The organism is Clostridioides sp. GD02404 (assembly GCF_045898275.1).
GTDB lineage: Bacteria > Bacillota > Clostridia > Peptostreptococcales > Peptostreptococcaceae > Clostridioides > Clostridioides difficile_A.
This window is the reverse complement of the sequence record NZ_JBJOCA010000024.1, coordinates 1-26254: the sequence shown is the minus strand read 5'-3', so window position 1 is coordinate 26254 and position 26254 is coordinate 1. Positions and strand designations below refer to the sequence as shown.

Annotated in this window: 31 protein-coding genes and 3 CRISPR repeat arrays; all 31 genes read left to right on the top strand. The window is 29.2% G+C overall.

All coding sequences use genetic code 11. The features are described 5' to 3' along the window. The first annotated feature begins 3 nt into the window (after window positions 1-3). The 31 genes from Q3287_RS14150 to Q3287_RS14000 all read left to right on the top strand — a co-directional run bounded on the left by Q3287_RS14150 (window position 4) and on the right by Q3287_RS14000 (window position 26109). Window positions 4-1056, top strand: coding sequence for a major capsid protein (locus tag Q3287_RS14150; protein ID WP_223195771.1), 1053 nt, complete (start codon window positions 4-6; stop codon window positions 1054-1056). Between the two features lie 14 nt (window positions 1057-1070). Beyond that, the gene (locus Q3287_RS14145; RefSeq protein WP_054270867.1) at window positions 1071-1271 is read left to right on the top strand and encodes a hypothetical protein; all 201 of its coding nucleotides are present in this window, start codon (window positions 1071-1073) and stop codon (window positions 1269-1271) included. Window positions 1272-1273: 2 nt separating this feature from the next. Continuing rightward, window positions 1274-1591, top strand: a complete 318-nt coding sequence (locus tag Q3287_RS14140) for a hypothetical protein (RefSeq protein ID WP_407812353.1) — start codon at window positions 1274-1276, stop codon at window positions 1589-1591. Further along, on the top strand, window positions 1588-1971 hold the full coding sequence (locus tag Q3287_RS14135; RefSeq protein ID WP_223195768.1) for a hypothetical protein: 384 nt from the start codon (window positions 1588-1590) through the stop codon (window positions 1969-1971). The genes Q3287_RS14140 and Q3287_RS14135 overlap by 4 nt, the downstream gene beginning before the upstream one ends. A 12-nt stretch (window positions 1972-1983) precedes the next feature. Beyond that, window positions 1984-2394, top strand: a complete 411-nt coding sequence (locus Q3287_RS14130; RefSeq protein ID WP_407964273.1) for a hypothetical protein — start codon at window positions 1984-1986, stop codon at window positions 2392-2394. Window positions 2395-2396: 2 nt separating this feature from the next. After that, window positions 2397-2672 (top strand): hypothetical protein, encoded by a 276-nt coding sequence (locus tag Q3287_RS14125; RefSeq protein WP_227483862.1) that lies wholly within the window; start codon window positions 2397-2399, stop codon window positions 2670-2672. Continuing rightward, window positions 2673-3494 carry a hypothetical protein gene (locus Q3287_RS14120; RefSeq protein WP_407964272.1) on the top strand — a complete coding sequence of 274 codons (822 nt, stop codon included), beginning with the start codon at window positions 2673-2675 and terminating at the stop codon, window positions 3492-3494. A 12-nt stretch (window positions 3495-3506) separates the two neighbouring features. Further along, window positions 3507-3710 (top strand): hypothetical protein, encoded by a 204-nt coding sequence (locus tag Q3287_RS14115; protein ID WP_407964271.1) that lies wholly within the window; start codon window positions 3507-3509, stop codon window positions 3708-3710. 1 nt (window position 3711) lies between these two features. After that, window positions 3712-5133, top strand: a complete 1422-nt coding sequence (locus tag Q3287_RS14110) for a phage tail sheath subtilisin-like domain-containing protein (RefSeq protein WP_407964270.1) — start codon at window positions 3712-3714, stop codon at window positions 5131-5133. Window positions 5134-5147: 14 nt separating this feature from the next. Continuing rightward, entirely contained in the window at window positions 5148-5567 is a 420-nt protein-coding gene (locus Q3287_RS14105) for a phage tail tube protein (protein ID WP_139619438.1), read from the top strand. Window positions 5568-5649: 82 nt separating this feature from the next. Further along, the gene (locus Q3287_RS14100; protein ID WP_231300614.1) at window positions 5650-6222 is read left to right on the top strand and encodes a phage tail assembly chaperone; all 573 of its coding nucleotides are present in this window, start codon (window positions 5650-5652) and stop codon (window positions 6220-6222) included. 169 nt (window positions 6223-6391) lie between these two features. Next, window positions 6392-7429, top strand: coding sequence for a phage tail tape measure protein (locus tag Q3287_RS14095; protein WP_407964269.1), 1038 nt, complete (start codon window positions 6392-6394; stop codon window positions 7427-7429). 164 nt (window positions 7430-7593) lie between these two features. Next, window positions 7594-8472, top strand: coding sequence for a hypothetical protein (locus Q3287_RS14090; RefSeq protein WP_407964268.1), 879 nt, complete (start codon window positions 7594-7596; stop codon window positions 8470-8472). A gap of 282 nt (window positions 8473-8754) precedes the next feature. Further along, on the top strand, window positions 8755-12012 hold the full coding sequence (locus tag Q3287_RS14085; protein WP_407964267.1) for a phage tail tape measure protein: 3258 nt from the start codon (window positions 8755-8757) through the stop codon (window positions 12010-12012). A 63-nt stretch (window positions 12013-12075) separates the two neighbouring features. After that, window positions 12076-12606 carry an SHOCT domain-containing protein gene (locus Q3287_RS14080; protein ID WP_407964266.1) on the top strand — a complete coding sequence of 177 codons (531 nt, stop codon included), beginning with the start codon at window positions 12076-12078 and terminating at the stop codon, window positions 12604-12606. An 848-nt stretch (window positions 12607-13454) separates the two neighbouring features. Continuing rightward, window positions 13455-13613, top strand: a complete 159-nt coding sequence (locus tag Q3287_RS14075; protein ID WP_407964265.1) for a type I toxin-antitoxin system toxin — start codon at window positions 13455-13457, stop codon at window positions 13611-13613. Between the two features lie 649 nt (window positions 13614-14262). After that, on the top strand, window positions 14263-14439 hold the full coding sequence (locus Q3287_RS14070; RefSeq protein ID WP_021360954.1) for a ribbon-helix-helix protein, CopG family: 177 nt from the start codon (window positions 14263-14265) through the stop codon (window positions 14437-14439). A gap of 126 nt (window positions 14440-14565) precedes the next feature. After that, entirely contained in the window at window positions 14566-15408 is an 843-nt protein-coding gene (locus tag Q3287_RS14065) for a BRO family protein (protein ID WP_407964264.1), read from the top strand. A gap of 59 nt (window positions 15409-15467) precedes the next feature. Further along, complete coding sequence (locus Q3287_RS14060) at window positions 15468-15629, top strand: hypothetical protein (RefSeq protein WP_231300619.1); 162 nt, start codon at window positions 15468-15470, stop codon at window positions 15627-15629. Between the two features lie 242 nt (window positions 15630-15871). Next, window positions 15872-17803: direct repeats of the CRISPR family, unit length 29 nt; unit sequence GTTTTATATTAACTATGTGGTATGTAAAG. 162 nt (window positions 17804-17965) lie between these two features. After that, window positions 17966-18148, top strand: coding sequence for a hypothetical protein (locus Q3287_RS14055; RefSeq protein ID WP_021374885.1), 183 nt, complete (start codon window positions 17966-17968; stop codon window positions 18146-18148). A 120-nt stretch (window positions 18149-18268) separates the two neighbouring features. After that, window positions 18269-19087 (top strand): Bro-N domain-containing protein, encoded by an 819-nt coding sequence (locus Q3287_RS14050; RefSeq protein WP_407964263.1) that lies wholly within the window; start codon window positions 18269-18271, stop codon window positions 19085-19087. Between the two features lie 58 nt (window positions 19088-19145). Continuing rightward, on the top strand, window positions 19146-19322 hold the full coding sequence (locus tag Q3287_RS14045) for a hypothetical protein (protein ID WP_196424321.1): 177 nt from the start codon (window positions 19146-19148) through the stop codon (window positions 19320-19322). 6 nt (window positions 19323-19328) lie between these two features. Beyond that, the gene (locus Q3287_RS14040; protein ID WP_407964262.1) at window positions 19329-19463 is read left to right on the top strand and encodes a hypothetical protein; all 135 of its coding nucleotides are present in this window, start codon (window positions 19329-19331) and stop codon (window positions 19461-19463) included. Window positions 19464-19564: 101 nt separating this feature from the next. Next, a CRISPR array of direct repeats spans window positions 19565-20317; the repeat unit is 29 nt; unit sequence GTTTTAGATTAACTATATGGAATGTAAAT. 127 nt (window positions 20318-20444) lie between these two features. Continuing rightward, window positions 20445-20801 (top strand): hypothetical protein, encoded by a 357-nt coding sequence (locus Q3287_RS14035; protein ID WP_407964261.1) that lies wholly within the window; start codon window positions 20445-20447, stop codon window positions 20799-20801. 168 nt (window positions 20802-20969) lie between these two features. Further along, entirely contained in the window at window positions 20970-21158 is a 189-nt protein-coding gene (locus tag Q3287_RS14030; RefSeq protein WP_227868329.1) for a hypothetical protein, read from the top strand. A gap of 121 nt (window positions 21159-21279) precedes the next feature. Continuing rightward, on the top strand, window positions 21280-22164 hold the full coding sequence (locus Q3287_RS14025) for a Bro-N domain-containing protein (protein ID WP_407964260.1): 885 nt from the start codon (window positions 21280-21282) through the stop codon (window positions 22162-22164). Window positions 22165-22227: 63 nt separating this feature from the next. After that, complete coding sequence (locus Q3287_RS14020; RefSeq protein ID WP_407964259.1) at window positions 22228-22404, top strand: hypothetical protein; 177 nt, start codon at window positions 22228-22230, stop codon at window positions 22402-22404. A 242-nt stretch (window positions 22405-22646) separates the two neighbouring features. Further along, window positions 22647-23467: direct repeats of the CRISPR family, unit length 29 nt; unit sequence GTTTTAGATTAACTATATGGAATGTAAAT. Window positions 23468-23669: 202 nt separating this feature from the next. After that, window positions 23670-23828 carry a type I toxin-antitoxin system toxin gene (locus tag Q3287_RS14015; RefSeq protein WP_054270855.1) on the top strand — a complete coding sequence of 53 codons (159 nt, stop codon included), beginning with the start codon at window positions 23670-23672 and terminating at the stop codon, window positions 23826-23828. Between the two features lie 295 nt (window positions 23829-24123). Beyond that, the gene (locus tag Q3287_RS14010; protein WP_407964258.1) at window positions 24124-24795 is read left to right on the top strand and encodes a LysM peptidoglycan-binding domain-containing protein; all 672 of its coding nucleotides are present in this window, start codon (window positions 24124-24126) and stop codon (window positions 24793-24795) included. Further along, window positions 24792-25754 (top strand): XkdQ, encoded by a 963-nt coding sequence (locus Q3287_RS14005; RefSeq protein WP_407964257.1) that lies wholly within the window; start codon window positions 24792-24794, stop codon window positions 25752-25754. The genes Q3287_RS14010 and Q3287_RS14005 overlap by 4 nt, the downstream gene beginning before the upstream one ends. Further along, window positions 25747-26109 (top strand): hypothetical protein, encoded by a 363-nt coding sequence (locus Q3287_RS14000; protein WP_407964256.1) that lies wholly within the window; start codon window positions 25747-25749, stop codon window positions 26107-26109. The genes Q3287_RS14005 and Q3287_RS14000 overlap by 8 nt, the downstream gene beginning before the upstream one ends. The last annotated feature ends 145 nt before the right edge of the window (window positions 26110-26254 follow it).

Here is a 26254-nt window from a genome sequence, read left to right as displayed (position 1 = left end):
AGGATGAAAAGACTAATGGAATTAAAAAACTTTATAAATTCAAAGGAAATAGCTTTATATATTAAAAACTTACCACCAAGAGTAACTATTGATGAAGCTCTATTTCCAGTAACAAAGCAATTATCTACAGAGATAGAAATAGCAAAAGGTAGTAAGAAAAATCCAGTTGCATTAAGAATGAGTACATTTAATTCAGCAGCAAAAGTAAGAGCATTAAAAGCAGATGTATCTATAAAGAAAAAAGAAATGCCATTCTTTAAAGAAGCTGTTGGAATTGATGAAAATGACAGAAGACAATTAACTATATATCAAGATGCTAACAATCAAAATCTAGTAGAATTTCTGACAAAAACAGTTTTTGAAAATTATGCAAATCTAGTTGATGGAGCAGGAGTTCAAATGACAAGAATGAGAGCTCAATTGATGCAAAAAGGTGAAATAGAGTTGATTACAAAAGATGGAGATGTTGTTGTTGATTATGATATACCAGCTAACCATAAAGAAGCTTTAACAGGAAGTGCAATGTGGAGCGACCCTAAAGCTGATATAGTGGGAGACATAAAAAGATGGCAAAAAGTATTTGTAGATGAAGGCTTAGAAAAACCAACAAGAATGTTATTAACTGAAAAGACCTTTATATATATAACTCAAAATGAAGCTATAACAAAAGATTTGAAAACTAGAAACTTTGGAGATATTATAATTACTGATGAAGATTATATTTCATTTTTAAAGAAAAAGTTAGATTTAGAAGTAGCAATTCTAAATGGAACTTTCTTGAATGAAGAAGAAATTTCAATGAATTATTATGAAGACAATCTTGTGTCTTTGATTCCAAAAGGTACATTAGGAAAAACCATATTTGGAACTACTCCTGAAGAATTTGACAGTCAATATGGTAGTGGTAAGTTAGATACACAAGTTGTAAAAACTGGCATAGCAATTACAACTATGGTTAAGGAAGACCCTGTTGCAATAGATACAAAAGTTTCTATGGTAGGAATACCAAGTTTTGAAAGAGCAGATGATTGCTTCTTTGCTACAGTAGCATCTTAAAAAAGGAGGATATTATGGCTAAAAAGAAAGATAATTTAATGCAAGTAAAAGCTTTGGTATATCTAAAGTATGATAATGAATGCTATAAAATAGGTGATGTATTTGAGATTAGAAAAGCAGACCAAGAATCTATGGAAGAAAAAGGATATATAGAAGTAATAGGAGAAGCTGAGGAAAAGAATAATAATGAGATTCTCAACAAAGATGGTGAGTAGACATGGCTATTAACAATTTAGATAAATTAAAACTCAATTTGCAAGAAGAAGAGTATCCTTATTTTACAGATGAACAATTACAGTTACTTCTTGAATCTAATGATAATAATATCCTAAAAGCTTCATGGAGAGGTTGTTTATTAAAAGGTGCTACAGATGATGAAATAAAAATAGGTCCTATCGAAACTAAGTCTAGCAACAGTTCATATTGGTTAACTCTAGCAGATATATATAAAACTGACTATTTAGAAGAAAAATCAAAGAATGAAACAACTATTACAGGATATAAGACATCTATGATAAGAGCTGATGGCCAATGAGAAAATTAAGAGCTGATAAGATAATAAAAACTATTAATCGAGGGATAGCTTTAAATCCTCAAACAATAACTATAGAGCAGGAAATTAAACAAATAGTGGATGGAGCTATTGAGATTACAAATGAAATAAAAGAACTAACAGTAGTTATATATCCCGAAAAAACTAATGATACAGTAATAAATAGTGAAACTATTGGTACAGCTTATAAAAATAAAAATTTTGGTATGGTTGCAGATAGAGAAGCTAGTTTAAGATTAAATACTGAAAGTGATATAACTTTTAAATGTATTGAAGGCACTATGAAACTAAACTATGTAAATCCTATTGTAGTTGAGGAACAGGTTTGTGGTTATATATGTGGTCTTGAAAAGCTAGATTAGAGGTGATTTATTATGAGTGTGTTTACTAAGGCTATAAATGAAATTGATAGGAAGAAGTCTACAATGCCACTTTTGTGTATGAATATAGCTTTTATGTTAGAAGGAGAAGCTAAGAGTAGTGCAAAATGGACTGATAGGACAGGGAATGCAAGACAAGGTATAACAGGAACTAGTCTAGGTGGAGGAAATCAATACATTGTCCGTCTAGGTCATGGAGTTGACTATGGAACTGTTTTAGAAGAAGGTTCAGCACCTCATGTTATAAGACCAAGAAGTGCAAAAGCTTTATTTTGGAATGGAGCTTCACATCCTGTAAAATCAGTTCAACATCCTGGTACAAAAGCAATGCCTATTATAAAACCAACTATCGATAAAAATATAGGGAAAATAGGTAATATAATTTTTAGATATTGGAGTGATTAAAATTGAAAGATACTTTAGATGATATGAAACTAACAAATGTTACTCTTGATTATTGTGAAGAAAAAAGAATAGGAAAGCTTATTATTGATGGCGTAGACTTTTCTAATAAGGCTACTTCTGTACATTTAGACTTTAAAGGTTGCAGTATACCAACAGTAAAAGTGGAACTTGTTTGTGATGAAATAAAATTAAATGGCGACTTTATAGTAAAAAAAGATATTGATAAGTCTACAGAAAAGAAATTAATTAGTGAAATGTTCAATCGTTGGTGTAAATAAATGAGAGCAGGAATAAGAAAAGCTTTAATAGATAATATAAAAGAATTAAAAGGTTGTTATGAACCTAATGTACCAAACAAGGATACTAAAAAACCTTATATGGTAGTTGTGCAAGGGCAAGACAATGACAATGGAGAAACAATAGGTTTTGAAAGAAGCATAGAAGTATGGATTTATGAAGGTAGAACTACATTTAAGAAGTTAGATAAATTAACTAAACAAGTTATTGAAATCTTAGATATGAATACTATAGTTGATGAATCTGAAAACGAAGCTTTTACTTGCATTTATAAAGGTACAAGTGAAAATGATATTGTCGTTGAGGAATGGGACGCTATAGCAAGAGGTATAAGGTTTAGTGTAATAGCTTTAGAAGATAAAGAGGATATAACTAGTGATAGATGGGTTGAAGCTTTATCTAAGTACACAAAAGATTTATTGGAAATCGAGAGTTACAAGGATAATTGGAAGAAAAATTTTATAGCCCCATGTGCATTATGGCGAACTACAAATATTGAAAACAAAAGGATTAACTATCATCTGATTGAGATTACTAAAACTATGAAGTGCCATGTTGTAAGTAAAAATAAAGATGAAATAGTTAAGCTTCTTGAAGAATTAGAGACTAAGCTAATAATAGATAAGAGAGTAAGACTTAGAGAAGATAAGAATATGTACTTAACTCTTGTAAGTGTAGTTGAAGATAGAGAATCAGACATGTTTACCACAGGGCAATTAACAGTCATATTTAAAATGATAGGTAAGATAAAAAGAGAAGGACCTATTATGAATAAGATTTATAGTAATGGAAACTTAAGATAGGAGGTGCAAGGGTTGGCTGAAACAATTAATAAAAAGACTAATGTAAGTAAGCAGGAAGAAAAATATTCAAAAGAAGATTTCTTAAAAAATAGTGAAGCACTTGGCTACAAGAAAGAAGTAGTTGCAGGTGCTTTATTTAATTGTAAGAAAGATGAACTTACAAAAGTAGAGTTCGATAAGCTTATAAAAGATTTCTTAGAAAGAGAGGTGAAGTAAAATGGCAACTGGTACATGGAATGAAAAAGAGAAAAAAGAAATACCTGGCTTTTATAATCGCTTTAAAACACAAGCAGAAAAATCTACAAATACAGGCTTAAAGGGTAGATTAGCAATGCCTATTAAGGCTAATTGGGGAGATGTAGGGAAGGTAATAACAGTAAAAAATGACTTAAAACAGCTTAAAACTCTATTTGGTGATGATATGAGTTATTCAGCTTTCAAACTAGGAAAACTAGCTTTATTAGGGAATGTAAAAGAACTATTGTTGTATAGGCTCGTAGATGGAAACCAAAAAAATGGTACATTAATACTTAAAGATACTACAGAAAATACTGCAAAAGATGTAATTAAGCTAGAAACTAAGTATCCAACAGCTAGAAACTTTAATGTAACAATAAAATCTAATCTAGTAGATGCAGATAAAAAGGACTTTATATTCTTTGAAGGAACTAAGCAATTATTTAGTTCAAGTGTTAAAGGCACTATAGATGAAATAGTACTAGAAATAAACTCAAATTTAGATAATGAGTATGTAATTGCAACTAAAGTAGCTGATAGTGATACAACATTAGCAAACTTAGTGAATGTAGCACTTGAGGGTGGAAATGATGGTTGCACATCTATAACAAATGAGTCTTATTTAAAAGCATTGGAAGAATTTGAAAGATATAGCTTTGATGGCTTTACACTTGATGGTGTAGCTGAGGAAGCTTTGCAGGAAACTACAAAAGCTTGGGTAGCTAAAAATAAAGAATTAGGAAAAGACATACTGTTATTTCTAGGTGGAAAAACAGAGGATAATATAAAACAAATTAATGATAAATCAAAAGGTTTTAATGATGAAAATATAATTAACACTGGAAGCTCAGCTTATTATGAGGGAATAAAATATACACCTAGTGAAGTAGCTGTTTATATAGGAGCATTGGCAGTAAGTAAAGGTATAACAGGAAGTATATGTAATGCTAAGACTATATTTGAAGAAGTAGAACCAAGACTAAGCCAATCAGAAGTTAAAGAGTGTTTGAAAAGTGGTACACTGGTCTTAGATTTTGATGATGGAGACGTGATTATAGTTGATGATGTAAACACATTTAAAAAGTATGTAGATGATAAAAATGAAGCTATGGGATATATCTCTAATATTATGTTTATTAACACTATAAATAAAGATACTTCATTGAAAAGAAAAGAGTTTGTAGGGAAAATATTTAATGATGCGACAGGACAGACAACTGTTATATGTGCATTAAAGAAATACTTTGAAGAGTTGATGTCGCAGGGCATCATATCAGAATTTAATGTTGATATAGATACAGAACTTCAAGCAACCGCCAAAGCAGATGAGTTCTATTGGAAATGGGATGCTATTAAGGTTGATGTGATGAAAAAAATATATGGTACTGGTTATTTAGGATAAAGGAGGTGTAAAAGATGAGCAAATACAATGATGATTATATAGAAGAAGTCAATTTTTTGAATGGTTCTAATGTAAGAATAATTATAGATGGCGAAGAAGAAATGTATGCAGAAGAAATAAAAGCAGACTATGAACAAGATGAGCAAAGTGTAAAGTTATTAGGGTGTGAAGACGAGATTTCAAGAGGTGGAACAAAAAAAGGCTCTTTTTCTTTAACTAGATTTAAGGTTAATTCAAATATATTAAAACTTGGCTTTAAAACTTTTGAGATAATTTACGAATTAAGAAATGCTGAAACTTTTGGTTATGAAAGAATAAGGTTAAAAAACTGTAGACTTAAAAAAATACCTGTTATAAATTCAAAAGCAGGTGAAGATGTAAAAGAGGAGTTAGAAGGTTCATTTAGAGGATATGAATTATTAGATGAACTTTAAAATAATACTACACATGAAGCTATAAACAATTAACTTTGTTTGTAGCTTTTTTATTAAAATAAAAAATATTGGAGGAAAGAATATGTTAGATATGGATAAAAGAGAATTAGAAAACGAGGAAGTAATAAAAGAAAATAATGTCGTTGCTGAAGAAATAGAAAACGAGGATTATATTATAGATGAAGAAATAGAAGACGATTTTGAGGAGGATGATGACGAGTCAGATGAAGCTAAAGAAAATGAAATATTGCTTAATTTAGCTGATGATGAAATTTTTAGAAGATTAACAAAAGTAATTGAACCACCTACAAGAATACTTAAAATCGATAGAGTAAAAATACCAATTACTATAAAAGCTTTTACAGAAAAAGAAATAACAAACATAAGAAAAAAATGTACTAAAACAAGAAAATTGAAGAATGGACTTACAGAAGAAAAAGTAGATGATGATTTAATGAACCTAATGTTATTAGAAAGAGGAATTACAAAACCTAATTTTAATAATAAAAGGTTTCTGGAGGAAAATAAATATTCTAATGCAAGAGAAGCACTAAAAAGACTTTTCTTAGCAGGTGAATTACAAGCTATTGCAGATGAAATCTTAAAATTATCTAGATATGATGAGGTATTAGAGGAAATTGAAATAAAAAACTAATTAAGCATGGTAGAGTTGTAACCAGTCTATTCAATGTATTTGTAAAAACTAGGATTCTACCTGATGAATTTGTTAAAAAAGATAAGCTAGTACAAAAACTAATATTAGGATTTGTCAATTATGAAATTGAATTAGAAGAAAAAGCAAACAAATCTAAATAGAAAGTGAGGTGAGAGAAATAGCCAAAAAAGAGATGTATCATATTGATGTCGTTATTGGTGTAAAAGGGGATGCAGAAACTAAAAACAAGCTGAGTGCTGCTGAAAAAATAGCTGAACGTACTGAAAAACGGATGCAAAAGCTTAATAAAATAAAAGCTAACCCAGCTATTAGAATAAATGATAGAGCTTCTAACACTATAAATAAAATAAATGGCAACATGAATAAAGCTAGAAGAACAGTAACCGCAACAATAAAGGCTAAAGATAATGCGAGTTCTACAGTTAGTAAAGTTAATAGTAATGTTAATAAAGCTAGAAAGACAGTAACAGCTAGAATAAAAGCTACAGATAATGCGAGTTCTACTGTTAACAAAGTTAATAACAAGATAAAAGAAGTTGCTAAGCCTGTACCTCCTGTGATAATTCGAGGACAAGACGAATCTAGTTCTATAATAGATAAAGTAAAGGCTAAGATGCAGAACTTAAAAGCTGATACTATTATAAAAATAAAGTCTCAAGCTGATGAAGCTATAAATACTATTTCTCGAACTAAAAATAAATTGCAAGAATTTGTGAGTAAGAGATATGAAGCAGCAGTCAAAATTCGAGATGAAGCTAGTTCGGCACTTGGAGGAATTACAGGAAAAATAAATTCTTTTGTGAGTGGAGCTATTAGTAAATTCGCTCAGTTGACGGCTGCCGCAGGAGCTTTGTTGGGAGGTATAGGAGTTGGTTCTTCGATAAAGACCTTTGCAAATTTCGAGCAATCAATGAAAAATGTTGAAGCTGTAACTGGAGCTTCTGGAAAAGAAATAGATAGTTTAACAAATAAAGCTAGAAATCTTGGGAAAACAACTGTTTATACATCAAAAGAAGTAGGGGATGCAATGTACTACGCGGGTATGGCAGGATGGAAAACTAACCAAATTATCGAAGGTATGCCAAGTATACTAAATCTTGCATCAGCAGGAGGAACAGATTTAGCACTAACGAGTGACATTGTGACTGAAATACATTGGTCGGTTATGGAGAAATCTATAGCATAAAACATTCGGCAAAATCGGTAGATTCTAAGTTCTAATTGATAATTTATAGTATAATATTTATAGGGATAGATTAGGAAGTCGCGAGCCTAATTGAAAAGGAGTATTTCCGAGACTTCTTCCCTTTTATAAATTAAGTAGGAAAAATACTGCGGAGGTATTTAAAAATGAAAAATCTATGTAAAAATTGTGGGAAAGAATTTAATGGAAAGGTTAATCAGAAGTGTTGTTCAAGAAAATGTTCCAATGAATTAAAGTTTCCGAAAGTAATAACAAAATGTGATTATTGTGGCAAAAAAATAGAAAAAAGACCATATGAGATAGAAAGGTCAAAGCACCATTATTGTTCATCTAAATGCAGGTCGAAACACCAAAAGCTAACATTAAAAGGAGAAAGTAATCCTAACTTTAAAAAAGCTAATATTGATGTTAAGTGTAGTAATTGTGGAAAAAAAATTAATATACTTAAATGTACTATTAAAAATTCTGATGGTACAACTAAAAAAAACTTTTATTGTTCTCAGATATGTAAAGCAGAACATCAAAAGAAAATTCTAAAAAAAGAAAGCAATCCAAATTTTAAAGGTGGAGATATTAATTGTAACTGTGATAATTGTGGAAAAGAAATAAATGTTAAGAGACATAAATATAAAATTCATAAATATCATTATTGTTCACAAGATTGTAAAGCTAAACATCAACAAGTAATTTTAGTAGGGAAAAATAATCCATTTTACAAATTGGATTTAAGTGAAGAAGATAGAGTGAAATTAAGATGCATAGATGGGTATAACACATGGAGAAGACTTGTATATGAAAGGGATAATTATACTTGCCAATGTTGTAGTGATGATAAAGGTGGAAATTTAGAAGCTCATCATTTAGATGGTTATAATTGGTGCAAAGAGAAAAGGACTAGTGTAGATAATGGAGTAACTTTATGCGAGGTATGCCATAATAAGTTTCACAATTTATATGGATTTGGAAATAATAAGAAAGAACAATTTGAAGAATTTATAAAAAATAACAAGAATCAAGCATCTTAAATTTTAAGATGCTTTTTATTATATTAAAGTTTTTTAATAAGAATATGAAAGTACCGAGGTAATATTACAGATTACGAAAGGTTGTAATACACCGTAGAGCGTAGGAGTTGAATAAATATAATACTCCCAAGAGTGCCGAACACCCTAACGAATTAGACGAGGGTGAAAATGTACGCCAAACTAGGCTTGAAAAGACAAGCCGATGAAAATGAGGGAAACTTCTAGAGTCTAAGATAAAAAGCTTAGAGATAATAACTACTGGATGGACTAACTGCGTTAGGAATGACTGCTAAAGATACTGGCCAATTCGTTGACATTATGGCTGCAACTATAACAAACTCTAACACCAATGTTGAGTTATTTGGGGAAACACTTAAATTCATTGGCTCTCTAGGAGGTTCATTAGGTGTACCTATGAAGGATGTAGCTCTGGCAACTGGCTTAATGGCGAGTAGTGCTATAAAAGGAAGCCAAGCAGGTACTTCTTTAAGAATGGGGCTTTTAAGACTTATAAATGAGCCTAAGCGAGCTTCTGCGGCTATGAAAAAATATGGAATAGAAATGAAAACTACAAAAGATGGAAGCTTAGATTTAGCAGCAACAATAGATGAACTTAGAAATAAGCTTGGTGGTCTTGAAAACACTAAAGCAGTAGGAGCTTTAGGTGATATAGTAGGGGCTAATGCAAGCAGTGGTTGGGCTGCAATAATAAATGCAAGTGAAAGTGACTACAATAAACTAAAAAAAGCCATAGCTGAAAGCGAAGGTATGGCAAAGAAAATAGCTGATATGAAGTTAGATACTCTGTCGGGACAATTTACTTTGCTAAAAAGTTCTATAGATGGAGTGAAAGAAAGTGTAGGAAGAGAATTAGGTCCTATGACTCGTAAATTCGTAGAGGACTTGACAGCAAAAATACCACAAATTGGAGAAGCTATAGTAAGTACAACTGCTAAGTTTGTTAATAATTTCGATAAAATAAAGGCAGGATTCCAAATTTTGTTACCTGGAATTGGAGCAGTAATTGGTGCAATATTGATACTTAAAACAGTTTCTAGTTTTACAAGGTTAATAAATAGCTTAGAAAAGGTAAGATTACTTTTTAATGCTGCAAGTATATCAGCTATGTTACTACCTGTAGCAATAGGAGCTATTGTTATAGCTTTTGCAGGAATGTCTGTTGCTATTTCTAACAATAAAGTGGCTATAATGTCTTTGCAAGAGAGATTTGGTGTGTTTGGTGATTTTGTAACAGGGCTCATGGAAAGAGTTGGAGGAACAATAAAACTTATAGGAGGAAATCTTCTTATAATTATAAGCTCAATAGGTCAAGCCATAGGAATATTACTATCAAATAAAAGTTGGGGAGAGAAAGCTTCTTCATTAAAAAATCTCTTTGGCAAAACTATGTCAGAGATAAAAACAAATACAAAAGAAGCTTTGAGTGATATAGCAGGAGAAACTTCAAATGCTACAGCTATGTTGAAAACTGCTAGCCAAAAACAATTACAAGGTGTTACCAAAGCCTTTTCAACAGCTTTTGAACAATCTAAAAATATAACTGAGAGAAAGTCGGGTGAAATTGCAAAGGCTCTAGGAAATTCTTTAGATGGTATGGGTGAAGGTTCTCTTACTATGATGAGAGGTTTGAATGACAACATGGCTATAATTTTGTCAGGTGTAAGTGCTAATATGAAACCTAATGAAAAGATTGAAAAGATTACTAAAAGCTTAGATGACGCCTTTAAGGCAGGAAAATTAAATGCAGAAGAATATAGAAATAGCATACAAGAAACTATGAATTTTATAAATAAGTATTCTGCTGGTTCCTCTAATAATATTAAAAATGGGCTAAGTAACGCTTTTAATGCATTTAAAGATGGAACAAACATAGGTGGTCTAAAAGACGGAGTAACAGGAATGCTAAATTCGCTGAAATCAACAGGACCACAGGCTCTAGAAACATTAAAAAGCTTAGGAGGAAAAGCAAGCGAGATTTTTAAGGGAGTAGATTTTAATTCTTCTATAGATACACAAAAAACTAAAGTATTGCAAAATTTAAAAAATCTAGGTTTAGAAGGTACACAAGCTATAGACACATTAAGAACTATTTTTTCACAAGCTTCTACTGCACTAGATACTACAAACCTAAAGCAAGGTTTGAGTGATACATTTAATTCGTTTAAAATTGGTTTTAATCAAGACGGTATGAATGGAGCAATAAGCAGTATGCTTGGTACCATTAATCAAATAGGACCACAGATGCAAGCAGCTCTAGGGAAAATGGATGGAAATATGGGTCAAGTATTTGCTGATGTAGACTTTAGCACTCCAATAGAAACACAAGCCAGTAAAGTTCTTGAAAATTTGAATAATTTAGGGATAGAAGGACCAAAGACTCTAGAAACTGTAAGAAGTATATTTGCTCAAGCTTCAAGTCAAATACAAGGTTCAGCTTCTCAAGCTACACAACAAGCAAACCAACAAGTGGTTGATGCTCTAACTCAAAATAATCCAGCCGTACAACAAGCAGGACAACAGCTTGGTGTAGATATAACAAACGGCGTTGTTAGCGGAGTTCAAGCAGGTGTGCCAGTCGTACAACAAAAAGGCAATGAATTAGGAGCAGTAGCTCAGCAAGGTGTTACAGATGCTGTAAATAGTGCAACTCCTCAAATTGATAATAGCAATCTTACAAATGGTATAGACACAGCATTCAACCAAGCTACTGCAACAGTTCAGCAAGGAGCGACTAATATGTACAACGGAGCTAAACAAAGCTTTACACAACTAGCACAGATAGGCAGAGAAGCAGGTTCAAGTCTTTATAATGGTGCTACAACTTCTTTTAATATGTTAGCATCAAATGTTAGAGTAGCGTGTAGTAGTATGTATAATGGAGCTAGGATATCTTTTACGAGTTTAAGTAGTTCAGCTATAAGTGCCATTTCTGCTATGTGCAGTTCTGTAGTAAGTCAAGTTAGTGCTATGTCGAGTCAAATTATTAGTTACTGGAATAGTGTAAGAGCAACAGTTTCAACACCAATCTCTGCATCTTTTAATGTTAAGACTACTCAAACAACTGTCAAAAGGACAGTAAATGAAGGAGGCGGAATACTAAGTAATATATTTGGTCATTTTGCAGATGGTGGAGTTGCAAGTAAACCATCTATATGTGGAGAAGATGGAGCTGAAATGGTTATTCCTCTTTCTAACAATAGAAGAAATCGAGCAATAGGCTTGTATGAACAAACAGGTAAAATGTTAGGGTTAGGCTCAACTCCTTCTCAAAAAGTTGGAGGAAGTTATTCCAATGTTGTAAATAATGTTAGACAATTTCCTTTCACAAATGTTTTAGATACAGATAATAAAGAGTATAAAGAAGCTACACTAAATAGTGTTAATTCTTCTAGCAACACTATAAATTTAGGTGGAATATCTATAAACGTTCAAGAGAGTAATAACAAAGAAGAAATGATACAAGAAATATTATCTCAAGTAGAGAGTGAAATAAGAGAAGCATTACAAGATATTGGATAATGTCGAATTGTTGTTAAAAAAAGCCTCCTTATAGATGTTATAATTATATAAGGGGGTTTTTATATGGGACTATTTAAAAAGAGTAAAGATGAAGTTTTGAAAGAAATGTATCATAATTCTAAAGGTATTAGAAATTTCATAGGAAATTCAATATATATATTAATTGATGATAAAGAAGAGTGTTTAAAATTTCAAGATGCTGCCAAAAAGAATATTTTAGATTTTAGAATTAAATTTTCTGATTTATATAGCATAAGTAGATATACAGAAACAAATTTAGCTTCAGCTCTAACAACATGGGTAGATAAGAATGCAAAATCAGAACTTATATTTTTAACTAAGATAGAGTATGTAGAAAATAATGAAATAAAAAATATTTTATTGGAAGAAGCGTGGATTGGTAAGAAAAAAAGAATAGAATTTACTGAGAATATAATAAAAAGAATACCAAAAGAACATCCAAAGCTAGATAAAACTGTCGAAAATAATGATGATGCAATACAACAAGTAAAAGGATTAAAAGAGTTATTAGACATGGGAGCAATAACAGAAGAAGAATTTAATAAGAAGAAAAAAGAATTATTGAATTTATAACAAGAGAAAATAAAAAAGCATAAACATACAGAGCACTTGAATATTCTGTTGTTTCAGGTGCTTTGTTTATTAAAAAATGCTATAATATAGGTAAGAGTTAGATTAACAATGTGGTATGTAAAGGTAAACTAAGTACATAGCTACCATCTGTATCTAGATTTTATATTAACTAAGTGGTATGTAAAGAATAACAATTCAGAAGGAATAAAAAAAGAGCAAAATGATTTTATATTAACCAAGTGGTATTTAAATAACTGTACTTTAGCAGCAATTGCAAAAAAAGAAAGAGTTTTATATTAACAATGTGGTATGTAAATCCCATAGAGCCTACATATTTGAATGTCTCCAACTTTTTTATATTAACTAAGCGGTATATAAATGTTTCAACATTTGACTTGTGCTGTGAAGTAATATTTTTGTTTTATATTAACTATGTGGTATGTAAAGGTTATTTTGGTAGAAAGTTTCTTTTTAAGAGAATCCGTTTTATATTAACTATGTGGTATGTAAAGATTGATTTAAAAGGATGTCTATATACTAAATTTAAGAGTTTTATATTAACTAAGTGGTATGTAAAGTCTTCTTTTGAGATAAACAGTAAAGTAATAGTAAATAATTTTATATTAACTATATGGACTTAAAATTAAAAATACTAAAAACACTTACTTAAATAGTAGGTGTTTTTTGTTGAAAGAAGGTGATTATAATGCAAAAAGTAATAAATAGGTAAAATATGTAAGAATTATGTGCTATAATAATTGTAAGCAAGAAGATGTAATCTACAATTTATAGAGTGGAGTTCATACAAAAGATTATCCTCCTGACATTGATAAGGGAGGTGAGTATGTATGGATAATTTTCTTAAAGGGATACTAGAAAGGCTATCTGCTAGTTTGATAGTTTGTCTAATTAGCAATTTACTTAAAAAAAGTAAAAAACCACTCAAAGTTGGGGCTAAGAGTGGTTGGGAACTTGATTTTAAAATCAAATTCCATAGATTTAAATAATCATTAATTTTTTAAATTGCGAACTTCAATCTAGTAACAATAGATTGTAGTTCTTCTTGCTTTTATTATACCACAATATTTTATAAATAAAACGTTGTTTATATAAAATATTGACTACAATTAATAAAAAAATATTGTTTATATTCAATAAAAATATGAAGTTTTTATAACAAATGATTAAAGCTTTATTATGAAACCATTAATTTGCAAGGTATCTAGAAATAAGTAGGTATTTTTTTGCTTGAATTTCGTTGCTTATATAAAATATTTTTTATATTCAATAAAAATATGAAATTTTATATAAACAATGATTAAAACTTTATTATAGAACTATTAATTCATAAAATATCTATAAATGAGTAGGTATTTTTTTAGTTAAATTTCATTGTTTATATAAAATATTTGAAATGATAGCACATTCCCATTTTGGGAACATGGTCAAAACTCAAACTATATTACTAGTATTATATTAAATATGTAGCATCAAAATTAAATAAAGAAAAGGAAGCACTTACAAATATGTAGGTGCTTTTGTTTTGCTCAAATTGGTCGGTTGAGTAAAATAATTAGAAAAAATTGGATATTTAATTGACTTTTGTTGCTACATAAATTATAATATAATTGTAGCAACAAAAGTGAGGTGAAATAAATGCCACAAAAAAAGATGGGTCGTCCAACAGAAAGTGTAAAAGATACTATGATTAGAGTAAGAGCTGATAAAGATACTATTGATAAGTTAGATGAATGTGTAAATTTATTAGATAGTAATCGTTCTGAAATAATAAGAAAAGGTATAGACAAAATATATGATGACCTAAAAAAATAACAAAAATAGAGTGTTCGCCCGACCAAGTTTGAACACTCTATTTCCCACAAAGAAGTTAGTACTTCTATATGAAATATTCTATCATATAGAGAAACTTCTTTCAAACTAATTTGAGGAGGAATTTATATGAAAACTAATTTAGAATTAATCAAATCAGAAAATTTTGGAGAAGTCGAATGTAATTTTTATGAAAATGATACTAAAGATATATTAATGACTAGAGACCAAATAGGAATGGCTTTAGAGTATACAGAACCAAGGATAGCTATAAGTAAAATACATGAACGTAACAAAGATAGACTTGATAAATTTTCAACTGTAGTCAAGTTGGTTACAGTTGAAGGGAATAGAGAAGTATTAAGAGATACTATAGTTTATAATACAAAAGGAGTAATGGAAATATGTCGTTTTAGTAGACAGCCAAAGGCAGATACTTTTATGGATTGGGTTTGGGATGTAGTAGAATCTATATTCAAGACTGGTGCATACATAACTAACAATGCTAACCCCGAAAAACTAAGAGAAAAAGCAAGTGAGATTGAAAAATTACAACTAGCTTATAACAGTACATCTATGTTAAAAGAATTACTAGATGATGCAGGCTTTGACAATAAATCTAAGTTACTAACAGCAAAGACATTGTACAAGAAAGCAGGCATTGATTTACCAATTGAGATAGATGAAGAAGAATATTATTTTGACACAAAGCAAATAGCATCTAAACTAAAAATATATTCTAAGAGTAATAAGCCAGCTCAGATGGCTGTTTGTGAAATCATTAAAAAGATAAAATTAGAAGAAAATGAAGTTAAGGGAGTTTGGGAAACAAATGGTTCTTGGACTGGTACTGTAAATAAATATACAAAAAGTGTAATAGATAAGATTAGCAAATGGATAGAGGAGAATAATAGACCTACTAAGATTGCAGGTGAAAAGAAGAATTATCATGTGGTTTATAAGATTGAGTAAATTCTATTGTATTAAATAATTTATTTTAGTTTATTTTAGTTTTGAGGGGGATTAATACAATGGAAATTTTAAATATAACACTTAGTCCAAAGGAAATCGAAATCTATTTGATGTGGACAAAATTAGAAGAAATAAAAGCATTTGATGTTGAACTTTATAACAAAATTGCTGATACAATAAATGAACTTTATGAGAAACAACAAGAAAGAGAAAATAAGTAAAATAATATAGATAAAGCACTTGGATATTCTGTTGTTTCAAGTGCTTTATATATTAAAAAATGGTATAATATAGGTAAGAGTTTTGCAGTGTTCGATTTTTCTACTCAAGTATGCTTTAACAGTTGAAATATAAGGCATCGAGAAGGTTTGATAAGTGTTATCAATTGCACTACTAGCCGCTCACTGCAAATTTAAGAGATTTGTATATGTGTAGGTATTGAAAATACTTAGTTTATTTTGGGATTTTATATTAACTATGTGGTATGTAAAGAACATTCTGCTTACATTTAATAGAAAAAACTGTTCTTATTTTATATTAACTATGTGGTATGTAAAGTTAAGAACTGAAACAAAAGGTTTTATAACAGTGCATATTTTATATTAACTATGTGGTATGTAAAGACTCTAATTGCAATAGCTAACATGTTAGGAGTATCAAATTTTATATTAACTATGTGGTATGTAAAGTTTACTATACTTATCAATACTCGGTAATATCATTTCAATTTTATATTAACTATGTGGTATGTAAAGATTCCCGTATTAGGTGGAAAAAAAGTCGAATCAACATATTTTATATTAACTATGTGGTATGTAAAGAATAAAGAAGATGTTTCTGAAACTAATTTTTATACTAATTTTATATTAACTATGTGGTATGTAAAGAGCTATATCACTAGATTTCTTCTCTGTTACATTTTTAGATTTTATATTAACTATGTGGTATGTAAAGATGTAAAACATAAAACAGATGTATACAATGATTAACATTTTATATTAACTATGTGGTATGTAAAGAAAATGTTTTGCTCAGCTTCTAAAGAGTAATTCATTATTTTATATTAACTATGTGGTATGTAAAGCTATTTAAATTCTATTTAAAAGATAAATTTATTGGTAAGTTTTATATTAACTATGTGGTATGTAAAGTCATAAATTCAAATGGAAACCACATGAATATACAGATGTTTTATATTAACTATGTGGTATGTAAAGTCACACATGTCAAATATCGAAACAGGCAAATCGACTGGTTTTATATTAACTATGTGGTATGTAAAGATGAAACGAATTTGTAAATGTGGTAAGAAGATTGACTAGTTTTATATTAACTATGTGGTATGTAAAGACAAGTGAATGGTCGATAGATATAATAAATTTTTTAGTTTTATATTAACTATGTGGTATGTAAAGATAAATGTAAGAAATATAAAAGATATAATATGTGGGGTTTTATATTAACTATGTGGTATGTAAAGATAAGTGACGGCAACAAAACAAGAAATTGGAAGCCAGTTTTATATTAACTATGTGGTATGTAAAGATAAGACGAAGTAAAAACAATAGGTTGAATATAAGGGTTTTATATTAACTATGTGGTATGTAAAGGGTAAAACTGTTGGTGATGCTATGGAAGCCTTGGCGGGTTTTATATTAACTATGTGGTATGTAAAGTGTGCTATAATATACATTAATATCTTTATTTTTTGTGTTTTATATTAACTATGTGGTATGTAAAGCCTAAATTTGAGTTTAATTTAATGAATTATCCTCTTAGTTTTATATTAACTAAGTGGTATGTAAAGCGGATTGAAAATGATATAAAAAACTCTAAAGATGGTGTTTTATATTAACTAAGTGGTATGTAAAGATATATTATTATAACATAATTTAAGTGTTGTATTCTAGTTTTATATTAACTAAGTGGTATGTAAAGATGAATAGAAAAGCAGTTAGAAAAAGTTGGTATACTGTTTTATATTAACTAAGTGGTATGTAAAGGATGGATTTAATGATGAACTTACATGAGAAGTACTAGTTTTATATTAACTAAGTGGTATGTAAAGGTCGCAACAAAAGCATGATAAGATTTGTTTCCACCAAATTTTATATTAACAATGTGGTATGTAAAGAAATTATATTCTTTACCAATATTATACTATATATATAATTTTATATTAACTAAGTGGTATGTAAAGTAAGCATCATTTGGGTTGAAATTACTTTCTTGTTGTTTTATATTAACTAAATGGCATGTAAGTCAGCATTCTAAGTGGGTGGTAAAACACCATATACCTCGTTTTATATTAACAATGTGGTATGTAAAGTTTATAAATTTATCTATAAAGGTTCGAAATACCTTACGTTTTATATTAACTATGTGGATTCAAAATTAAATAAAGAAAAGGAAGCACTTACAAACATGTAGGTGCTTTTGTTTTGCTCAAATTGGTTGGTTGAGTAAAATAATTAGAAAAAAATGTTAAAAAATTCTTGATTTATTGTACGTACTATATTATAATTTAAGTACGGACAATAAAAAGAGAGGTGATAAGATGTCCAATAAATTAGGCAGACCACCAAAAGAAAATTCCAAAAAATTAAGATTTGAAGTTAGACTTAACCAAGAACAAGCTGATATATTAAATGAGTGTGCTGAAAATCTTAAAATATCTAAAACAGATGTTGTAATTAGAGGAATTGAATTGGTGAAAGAGAAGCTTGACAAAAACAAATAAAAAACAGCCGCTGCACCGACCAAAGCACTTGCGACTGTTTCCCAAAGAAGTTACCTTCTATGAAATATATTCTATCATAGTAAGGGACTTCTTACAATCAAATTTAAGGAGGATTTTACTATGAATGAATTAATGAATTTTGAAGGAAAAGAAATAGAGGTATTCGAATTTGAAGGGCAAATTTTATTTAATCCATATGACTGTGGAAGATGCCTAGAGTTAAGTGATAGTGCAATAAGAAATCACTTATCTAAAATGAATGATACTCAAGCTATCTTGTTAAAAAATTCTAATGTCCTAGATAAGGACTTTAGAAAGTTGCATAATACAGGCGAAAAGTTCTTAACTGAGAGTGGAGTATATAAGTTAATATTTAAATCTCAGAAAGAAGAAGCAGAAAAGTTTCAAGACTGGATAAGTGATGAAGTACTACCTCAAATTCGACAACATGGTGCATACATAACTAACAATGCTAATCCAGATAAGTTGAGAGAAAAAGCAAGTGAGATTGAAAAGTTACAACTGGCTTATAACAGTACATCTATGTTAAAAGAATTACTAGATGATGCAGGCTTTGACAATAAATCTAAGTTACTAACAGCAAAGACATTGTACAAGAAAGCAGGAATTGATTTACCAATTGAGATAGACGAAGAAGAACATTATTTTGATACAAAGCAAATAGCATCTAAACTGAAAATATATTCTAAGAGTAATAAACCAGCACAGATGGCTGTTTGTGAGATTATTAAAAAGATTGATTTAGAAGATAGTGAAGTCAAAGGAGTTTGGGAAACTAATGGAAGTTGGACTGGTACTGTAAATAAGTATACACAAAGTGTAATAGATAAGGTTAAGTGTTGGATAGATGATAATAATAGACCTGCTAAGATACAGGGTGAAAAGAAGAATTATCATGTGGTTTATAAGATTGAGTAAATTTATAAGATTGTATTAAATAATTTATTTTAGTTTAGTTTTGAGGGGGATTAATACAATGCGTGAGAATTTACTTAATGAGTATAATTTAAAAACTGATGAAGATGTAGAATACTTTGTGAAATTTGCCAATGCGTTATATGAACTAAAACAAAATAGCGAAGAAAAATTTCAAGAATATGCAGAGATATTGAGAGGTATTCTTAGAGAACAAGAAGAGAGAGAAAATAAGTAAAATAATATGGATAAAGCACTTGGATATTCTGTTGTTTCAAGTGCTTTGTATGTTAAAAAGTGGTATAATATAGGAAAGAGTTTTGCAGTGTTCGATTTTTGTGATAAAGTAGGTCTTAGCAGTTGCAATGTAAGGTGTTGAGGTTGTGTGATAAGCGTTATCAATTGCACTACTCATGGCTCACTGCAAATTTAAGAGAGTTGTATATATGTAGGTATTGAAAATACTCAACTTATTTTGGGGTTTTAGATTAACTATATGGAATGTAAATTAGATTTTATATCTACTTCTGCAAGATCTCTATCTTGTTTTAGATTAACTATATGGAATGTAAATTGAGTATTATTTTAATTACTTTATGGATGAATATGAGTTTTAGATTAACTATATGGAATGTAAATATTTAACACAAGAAAAAGCATCAGAACTACTGGACAGTTTTAGATTAACTATATGGAATGTAAATGATGCTCCAATTAGTTTTTGTCCAACCATTAACTGGCGTTTTAGATTAACTATATGGAATGTAAATAACGTTCACTATCCCAATTATAAGTTTTTTTCCACCTGTTTTAGATTAACTATATGGAATGTAAATCTATTAGAAGGAGATTATACAGATGTTAATATAGATTGGTTTTAGATTAACTATATGGAATGTAAATTCAATTGAAGAAATAAATGCAAATAAAATCACAGTTTGTTTTAGATTAACTATATGGAATGTAAATATATTATCGCAATCTTTAAGACTTTTTAAATTAACACGTTTTAGATTAACTATATGGAATGTAAATTGTTAAACGCCAAATTCCATAACGGAAGGAGGTGGAGGTTTTAGATTAACTATATGGAATGTAAATGTGTTATCTACAACAAGAACATAACCATTTTTTGATTGTTTTATATTAACTATAGGGAATGTAAATTTTGGTGGTATTACAATAGTTCCGTCTGGTTTTACTTGTTTTATATTAACTATGTGGATTTAAAATTAAAAATATCAAAGAACACTTACTTAAATAGTAGGTGTTTTTTTAATTGAAAGGATGTGATAATAATGTGAAAATTTTACTGGTATAGTATAATAATCTTATAAAATATAATTTAGGGGGATAGACATTGAAAGAATTAATTAATGATGAACAATTTGAAAGAGCATATCGTTCAGTGGGTTTATGGTTTGTAGGTATGTATATGGAGAAATTTTTATTGAGATTAGATGAATTAGAGAATAAGGAATTAAAAGTTAAATTTACTAAAGAAATTTATGATAGTAAAAATAATACATTTGATAAAGGTTTAGGGGGAACAAGAATAAGAGTAAATTGTTTACATAAAATTATCAAAGCTGGAAGAGAAATCGAAGCATTAGAACAAGTAGTAAATTCAGATAGAGTAGCAAAGCAAAATCCAGAAGCTATAAATGTTGCTAAAGATTTATTGAATAGAATTAAAAATGGTACATTTAAATATTAGCTATATAGAAAATTTGAAATAAGTATAGTAAGCACTTACAAACATGTAGGTGCTTTTGTTTTGCTCAAAATTGGTCGGTTGAGTAAAATAATTAGAAAAAATTAGTAAAAACTCTTGAAAAGTGTCGCGATACAGTGTATAATTATATTATCGCGATACAGAAAAGAGGTGAAAGTTATTACTGATAGCAGTAGAGCAGATTACTTCAAGCAAAGACGACAGAATAAAAAAACTTTTAGTGTTCTATTAGATAGAGAGAAAGTAGAAAAAATTGAAGAACATTTAAAAAAGCAGAATAAGACTAAAACTATTTGGCTTGAAGAAAAGATTAATGAAGAATTAGAAAAAGAGGAATAAAAATAAGGGACGTTCTCCCCGACCAAAGATTGAACATCCCTTATTGACGTATACTATACATCAACTAACTATAGTATACGTCATTCCTTGAAAAAAATCAATTTTAAGGAGTGTAATAGTTATGGAAAATTTAATAGTAAAAGAGTTTAATGGAAGTAAAATTTATACTTTTATGTGGAATGACAAACCATGTTGGATAGCAAAACAAATAGTAGAATTATTTGGATATGCAGATGCTACTGTAACAATAAATCAATGTGTTGAAGCAGAAGCTTTTGAGAATGGTTTAGAATTTGAAGTTTTAATTAAGGAAGATTTAAAGAGATTTAAGAATATAGTTAATGAAGTGACTAAGAATACTTTAGTCAGTTCAAATATAATAAATAAACATACTCCAAACTTAACTATTTTTTATGAAGATGGTTTGTATGGATTTTTACAATACACAGATAAACCAATTGGTGTACAGTTTAGAAAATGGCTTAGACGAGAAGTTTTACCAAGTATAAGACAAACAGGTGCATACATAACTAATAGTGCTGACCGTCAAGCATTAAGAGACAGGGCAAATGAAATAGAAAGCCTAGATACAGTTAATAAGACTATAGAAATTTTGACTCCTTTTCTAAACGGTGCTGGAATAGATGAAAAAGCAAAGTTACTTACAGCAAAGACTATTTACAAAAAGGCAGGAATAGAGTTACCTCTTGAAATAGAAGAAAAGGAACATTTCTTTGATACAAAACAAATTGCAACTAAGTTAAATATTTATTCTAAAACTAATAAACCTGCTTTTGTGGCAGTTTGTGAGATTATTAAGAAATTAGATATTAAAGAAGAAGAAAAACTCATAGTATTAGCAAATAAGGATAATTGGAATGGAACTACAACAAAGTATTCACAAAGTGTAATAGATAAAATAAGAAATTGGATAGAGGAGAATAATAGACCTGTTAAAATTTCAGGTGAGAAAAAGAATTTCCATGTGGTTTATAAAATTGAGTAAATTTATAAGATTGTATTAAATAATTTAGTTTAGTTTATTTTAGTTTTGAGGGGGATTAATACAATGTATGAGAATTTACTTAATGAGTATAATTTAAAAACTGATGAAGATATAGAGTATTTTGTGAAATTTGCTAATGCGTTATATGAACTAAAACAAAATAGCGAAGAAAAATTTCAAGAATATGCAGAGATATTAAGAGGTATTCTTAGAGAACAAGAAGAGAGAGAAAATAAGTAGAATAATATGGATAAAGCACTTGGATATTCTGTTGTTTCAAGTGCTTTATATATTAAAAAATGGTATAATATAGGTAAGAGTTTTGCAGTGAGCGATTTTTCTACTCAAGTATAGCTTAACAATTGGAATACAAGGCATTGAGAAGGTTTGATAAGTGTTATCAATTGCACTACTAGCTGCTCACTGCAAATTTAAGAGAGTTATATGTGTGTAGGCATTGGAAATACTTAGTTTATTTTGGGGTTTTAGATTAACTATATGGAATGTAAATACAAACAAGTGTAGGATAACTTCCTTTTTGCCCAGTAGTTTTAGATTAACTATATGGAATGTAAATTATCCTTGTATTTGCCTAACACGATATAAAGAAAAAAGTTTTAGATTAACTATATGGAATGTAAATGGAATCCAAACTTGGTCAGAAGAAGGATTCCAAACATGTTTTAGATTAACTATATGGAATGTAAATATGCATTATTAAACATTAATATGGATTTCTCAAAGGGGTTTTAGATTAACTATATGGAATGTAAATTTGAAAAGCTTAACAGGAACACCTTTAAAGCTTCTTCGTTTTAGATTAACTATATGGAATGTAAATGCCGAAGACTTAGCGACTGCGGTTGCCGAATGGGACGGTTTTAGATTAACTATATGGAATGTAAATGGCTCTAATGCTATTTTTTCTAATATTCCTTGTTATTGTTTTAGATTAACTATATGGAATGTAAATGTTTGTGGATGTAGTAAAGAAATAAATCAATTTTAAGTTTTAGATTAACTATATGGAATGTAAATTCGTTTATGTATGCGCCAAACGAAGTCATACCTCTGAGTTTTAGATTAACTATATGGAATGTAAATATTTTCATTACCATTAAAAACTATTTCTTCACATCTTGTTTTAGATTAACTATATGGAATGTAAATTCGACTTTTATATATTTTGTTAAATCTTCTTCTCTAAAGTTTTAGATTAACTATATGGAATGTAAATGTTGCTATATACATTTCATTTAATCCAGCCTTTACTTGTTTTAGATTAACTATATGGACTTAAAATTAAAAATACTGAAAACACTTACTTACGGTAGGTGTTTTTTATTGAAAGGATATGATGATAATGAAAAAAGTAATAAATAGGAAAAATATGTAAGAATTATGTGCTATAATAATTGTAAGCAAGAAGATGTAATCTACAATTTATAGAGTGGAGTTCATACAAAAGATTATCCTCCCAACGTATAGAAGGGAGGTGTGTATGTATGGATAATTTTTTGATTGGCGTATTAGCTAGCTTAACAGCTACTCTAATAGCTTACGTAATTGGTAAATTAATCAAAAAAGTAAAAAGCCACTCTGTGCAAGAGAGTGACTTAGACGTTGAGCTTAACTTTTCGTTTAAGTTCAAAAAGAAACACTAATTTACGAACTTCACTCTAATGCAAAATAGATTGTAGTTCTTCTTGCTTTTATTATACCACAAATTAGAAAAAATATTACCTATAATATTTTTTATAGTCAATAAAAAGATGAAATTTTTTATACAAAATAATAATGAATCTAAATTAATGAATAAATTTAATTGTAAAACGGTAAATACAGTAAGCACTTACAAACATGTAGGTGTTTTTTTATACAAAAAATCAAAGAAGGTGAATTTATGGTAAGAAAACTGCGGTGTAGTATTTAAAAACATTTTAGAAAGGAAGTGATAACTTGGTAATAGACATATACCTAAAAAATGAAAAAGAAAAAATAGATTTCCATTTTCCAGTTAATCCACAAGATTCTTTATCTATAAAAAAAGAAAAAAGATTTGAAACTGTTGATATAGTGGATTTAGGTGAATTTGACATTAAAAAAGAAGGGGAGAAGATAAGAGAAATATCATTCAAGACATTCTTACCAAATTTATATGATGCTTCTTATTGTAGATATAGTGAGTTAAAAAATCCAATTGAAATAGTTGCAATGCTTGAAAAATGGGTAGACCAAGCCGAACCTCTAAGACTTATTATAACTGGTTTTGGCTACAATGGATTAGTTACAATATCTAGTTTTAGCAATACTCAAACAGCAGGAAGAGAAGAAGATAGAGACATTGAGATAACATTTAGAACTTACAGAGAATTGAAGATAGAGACATTAAAAAAAGAAACTAAAAGTAATACTAAAACAGATTTAAAAGATAATAGACCTAATACTCAAACTAAATCTAAAATATATACAGTTACATCTAAAGACACTTTATGGAGTATTGCAAAGAAATTTCTAGGTAAAGGTTCAAGGTGGAAAGAGATTTATAATATACCCGAAAATAAAAAAGTTATTGGTAAAAATCCAAATGTAATAAAAAAAGGACAAAAGTTGGTGATACCTTCTAAATGAAAATAATACTAAATGGAAAATATGACATTGCAAATTTTAATGAAGGAATAACATTAAGTGAAGCTATAGATGGAGTTGCATACAAAATGGATGTATCCTTAATAGAAACTAAAGCTTTGCAAGATATAGGAATTAAAAAAGGTGATAAAATAGTTCTAATTGATATAGCATATGAGAGTAAAAAAGAAGAAACAATCTTTGATGGAGTCATATGGGAAACTAGAAGAAGTGAAAAAAGTAAGAAGCTGACATTGTCTTGTAGAGAAAGAACAGTATATATGGAAGAATCAGAAGAACAATACTCGTTTAAAGAAAATACAGCAACACAGAGAATTGGATACTACTGTAAGCAATGGAATATACCTTACTACAATTTAGCCAACACAGGGAAGAAACTTGCTAAAGTAATACATAAGACTAACATACTAGATATGATTAAAAAAGACTTAAAAGAAACAGCTAGTAAGGGTGGAGATTTATTTAGAGTAAGAATGGATAATAAATTGAAATTATTTAAGCTTGGTACCAATGCAAATGTATATAAATTAGATAGTATATTAGAAGATGCAAACTTTACAAGTAGTTTTAATGATGCAGTAACAAGTGTAAAAGTGTTAGGCAAAAGTAAGGATGAAAATACAAAAGCATCTGTAATTGGAACATATAAAAAAGATTCAGACAAATATGGAACACTACAAAAGATTAAACAAGATGAAAAGATAACTAATGCAAAAGAAGCTAAGAAAGCAGCAGAAGCAATGTTCAATAGTGGAGAGGAAACAATAAGTGTAGATTGTGCAGTAGATATAAATAGAATAAGAGCGGGTGATAAGGTAAGTTTAAAAGGAAAAGAATACTATGTTATAGATGTTACTCATACATTAGACTCTACGCCAAAAATGAAATTAAATGTTGGGACACTAGATTATATAAGGAGGAAATTTTATACTAATGACTGATGCTAGATTTAATGTGGTTGCTAGAATATTAAAAGAAAATATGAGTAAAAGTGTAGCAAATGGCACTTTTGGAATGGGTTGCGAACTTGGAGAAATAACAACAAATGGTCTTAAAGTAAGTGGCTATAAAGATGAAATACAGGACTATTTAGTGTTAGAGAATTTAACATTGAAAGAAGATTATTTTACTCTTTCAGATGAAATGTTAGGCGCAGAATATAGACATAAACATAAAATAGAAACTCCAAAAGAATTAAAACCATTGGCTATAGGAGATAATGTATTAGTAGCTGTTATGGGAGCTGAATTTGTAGTAATTGGGAGGGTTGTAAATGCCAAACCTATTTCCAGTTAATGAAAATTTTGAAACTATAGAATTAAAAAATAATAATGAAAATGAACTGGACCTAAAAGGTTCTTTTTTATTTGATTTTATAAAAGGTGAATTTGTCAAAAATGCAGATGGAACATTAAAAAAATGTGATAAAGTTCAAGCATAT

Bases quoted from the DNA above. Each gene is read 5' to 3' on its own strand.
- Q3287_RS14150 (WP_223195771.1), top strand. From the start codon at position 4: ATGAAAAGACTAATGGAATTAAAAAACTTTATAAATTCAAAGGAAATA.
- Q3287_RS14145 (WP_054270867.1), top strand. From the start codon at position 1,071: ATGGCTAAAAAGAAAGATAATTTAATGCAAGTAAAAGCTTTGGTATAT.
- Q3287_RS14140 (WP_407812353.1), top strand. From the start codon at position 1,274: ATGGCTATTAACAATTTAGATAAATTAAAACTCAATTTGCAAGAAGAA.
- Q3287_RS14135 (WP_223195768.1), top strand. From the start codon at position 1,588: ATGAGAAAATTAAGAGCTGATAAGATAATAAAAACTATTAATCGAGGG.
- Q3287_RS14130 (WP_407964273.1), top strand. From the start codon at position 1,984: ATGAGTGTGTTTACTAAGGCTATAAATGAAATTGATAGGAAGAAGTCT.
- Q3287_RS14120 (WP_407964272.1), top strand. From the start codon at position 2,673: ATGAGAGCAGGAATAAGAAAAGCTTTAATAGATAATATAAAAGAATTA.
- Q3287_RS14110 (WP_407964270.1), top strand. From the start codon at position 3,712: ATGGCAACTGGTACATGGAATGAAAAAGAGAAAAAAGAAATACCTGGC.
- Q3287_RS14105 (WP_139619438.1), top strand. From the start codon at position 5,148: ATGAGCAAATACAATGATGATTATATAGAAGAAGTCAATTTTTTGAAT.
- Q3287_RS14100 (WP_231300614.1), top strand. From the start codon at position 5,650: ATGTTAGATATGGATAAAAGAGAATTAGAAAACGAGGAAGTAATAAAA.
- Q3287_RS14090 (WP_407964268.1), top strand. From the start codon at position 7,594: ATGAAAAATCTATGTAAAAATTGTGGGAAAGAATTTAATGGAAAGGTT.
- Q3287_RS14085 (WP_407964267.1), top strand. From the start codon at position 8,755: ATGACTGCTAAAGATACTGGCCAATTCGTTGACATTATGGCTGCAACT.
- Q3287_RS14080 (WP_407964266.1), top strand. From the start codon at position 12,076: ATGGGACTATTTAAAAAGAGTAAAGATGAAGTTTTGAAAGAAATGTAT.
- Q3287_RS14075 (WP_407964265.1), top strand. From the start codon at position 13,455: ATGGATAATTTTCTTAAAGGGATACTAGAAAGGCTATCTGCTAGTTTG.
- Q3287_RS14070 (WP_021360954.1), top strand. From the start codon at position 14,263: ATGCCACAAAAAAAGATGGGTCGTCCAACAGAAAGTGTAAAAGATACT.
- Q3287_RS14065 (WP_407964264.1), top strand. From the start codon at position 14,566: ATGAAAACTAATTTAGAATTAATCAAATCAGAAAATTTTGGAGAAGTC.
- Q3287_RS14060 (WP_231300619.1), top strand. From the start codon at position 15,468: ATGGAAATTTTAAATATAACACTTAGTCCAAAGGAAATCGAAATCTAT.
- Q3287_RS14055 (WP_021374885.1), top strand. From the start codon at position 17,966: ATGTCCAATAAATTAGGCAGACCACCAAAAGAAAATTCCAAAAAATTA.
- Q3287_RS14050 (WP_407964263.1), top strand. From the start codon at position 18,269: ATGAATGAATTAATGAATTTTGAAGGAAAAGAAATAGAGGTATTCGAA.
- Q3287_RS14045 (WP_196424321.1), top strand. From the start codon at position 19,146: ATGCGTGAGAATTTACTTAATGAGTATAATTTAAAAACTGATGAAGAT.
- Q3287_RS14040 (WP_407964262.1), top strand. From the start codon at position 19,329: ATGGATAAAGCACTTGGATATTCTGTTGTTTCAAGTGCTTTGTATGTT.
- Q3287_RS14025 (WP_407964260.1), top strand. From the start codon at position 21,280: ATGGAAAATTTAATAGTAAAAGAGTTTAATGGAAGTAAAATTTATACT.
- Q3287_RS14020 (WP_407964259.1), top strand. From the start codon at position 22,228: ATGTATGAGAATTTACTTAATGAGTATAATTTAAAAACTGATGAAGAT.
- Q3287_RS14015 (WP_054270855.1), top strand. From the start codon at position 23,670: ATGGATAATTTTTTGATTGGCGTATTAGCTAGCTTAACAGCTACTCTA.
- Q3287_RS14005 (WP_407964257.1), top strand. From the start codon at position 24,792: ATGAAAATAATACTAAATGGAAAATATGACATTGCAAATTTTAATGAA.
- Q3287_RS14000 (WP_407964256.1), top strand. From the start codon at position 25,747: ATGACTGATGCTAGATTTAATGTGGTTGCTAGAATATTAAAAGAAAAT.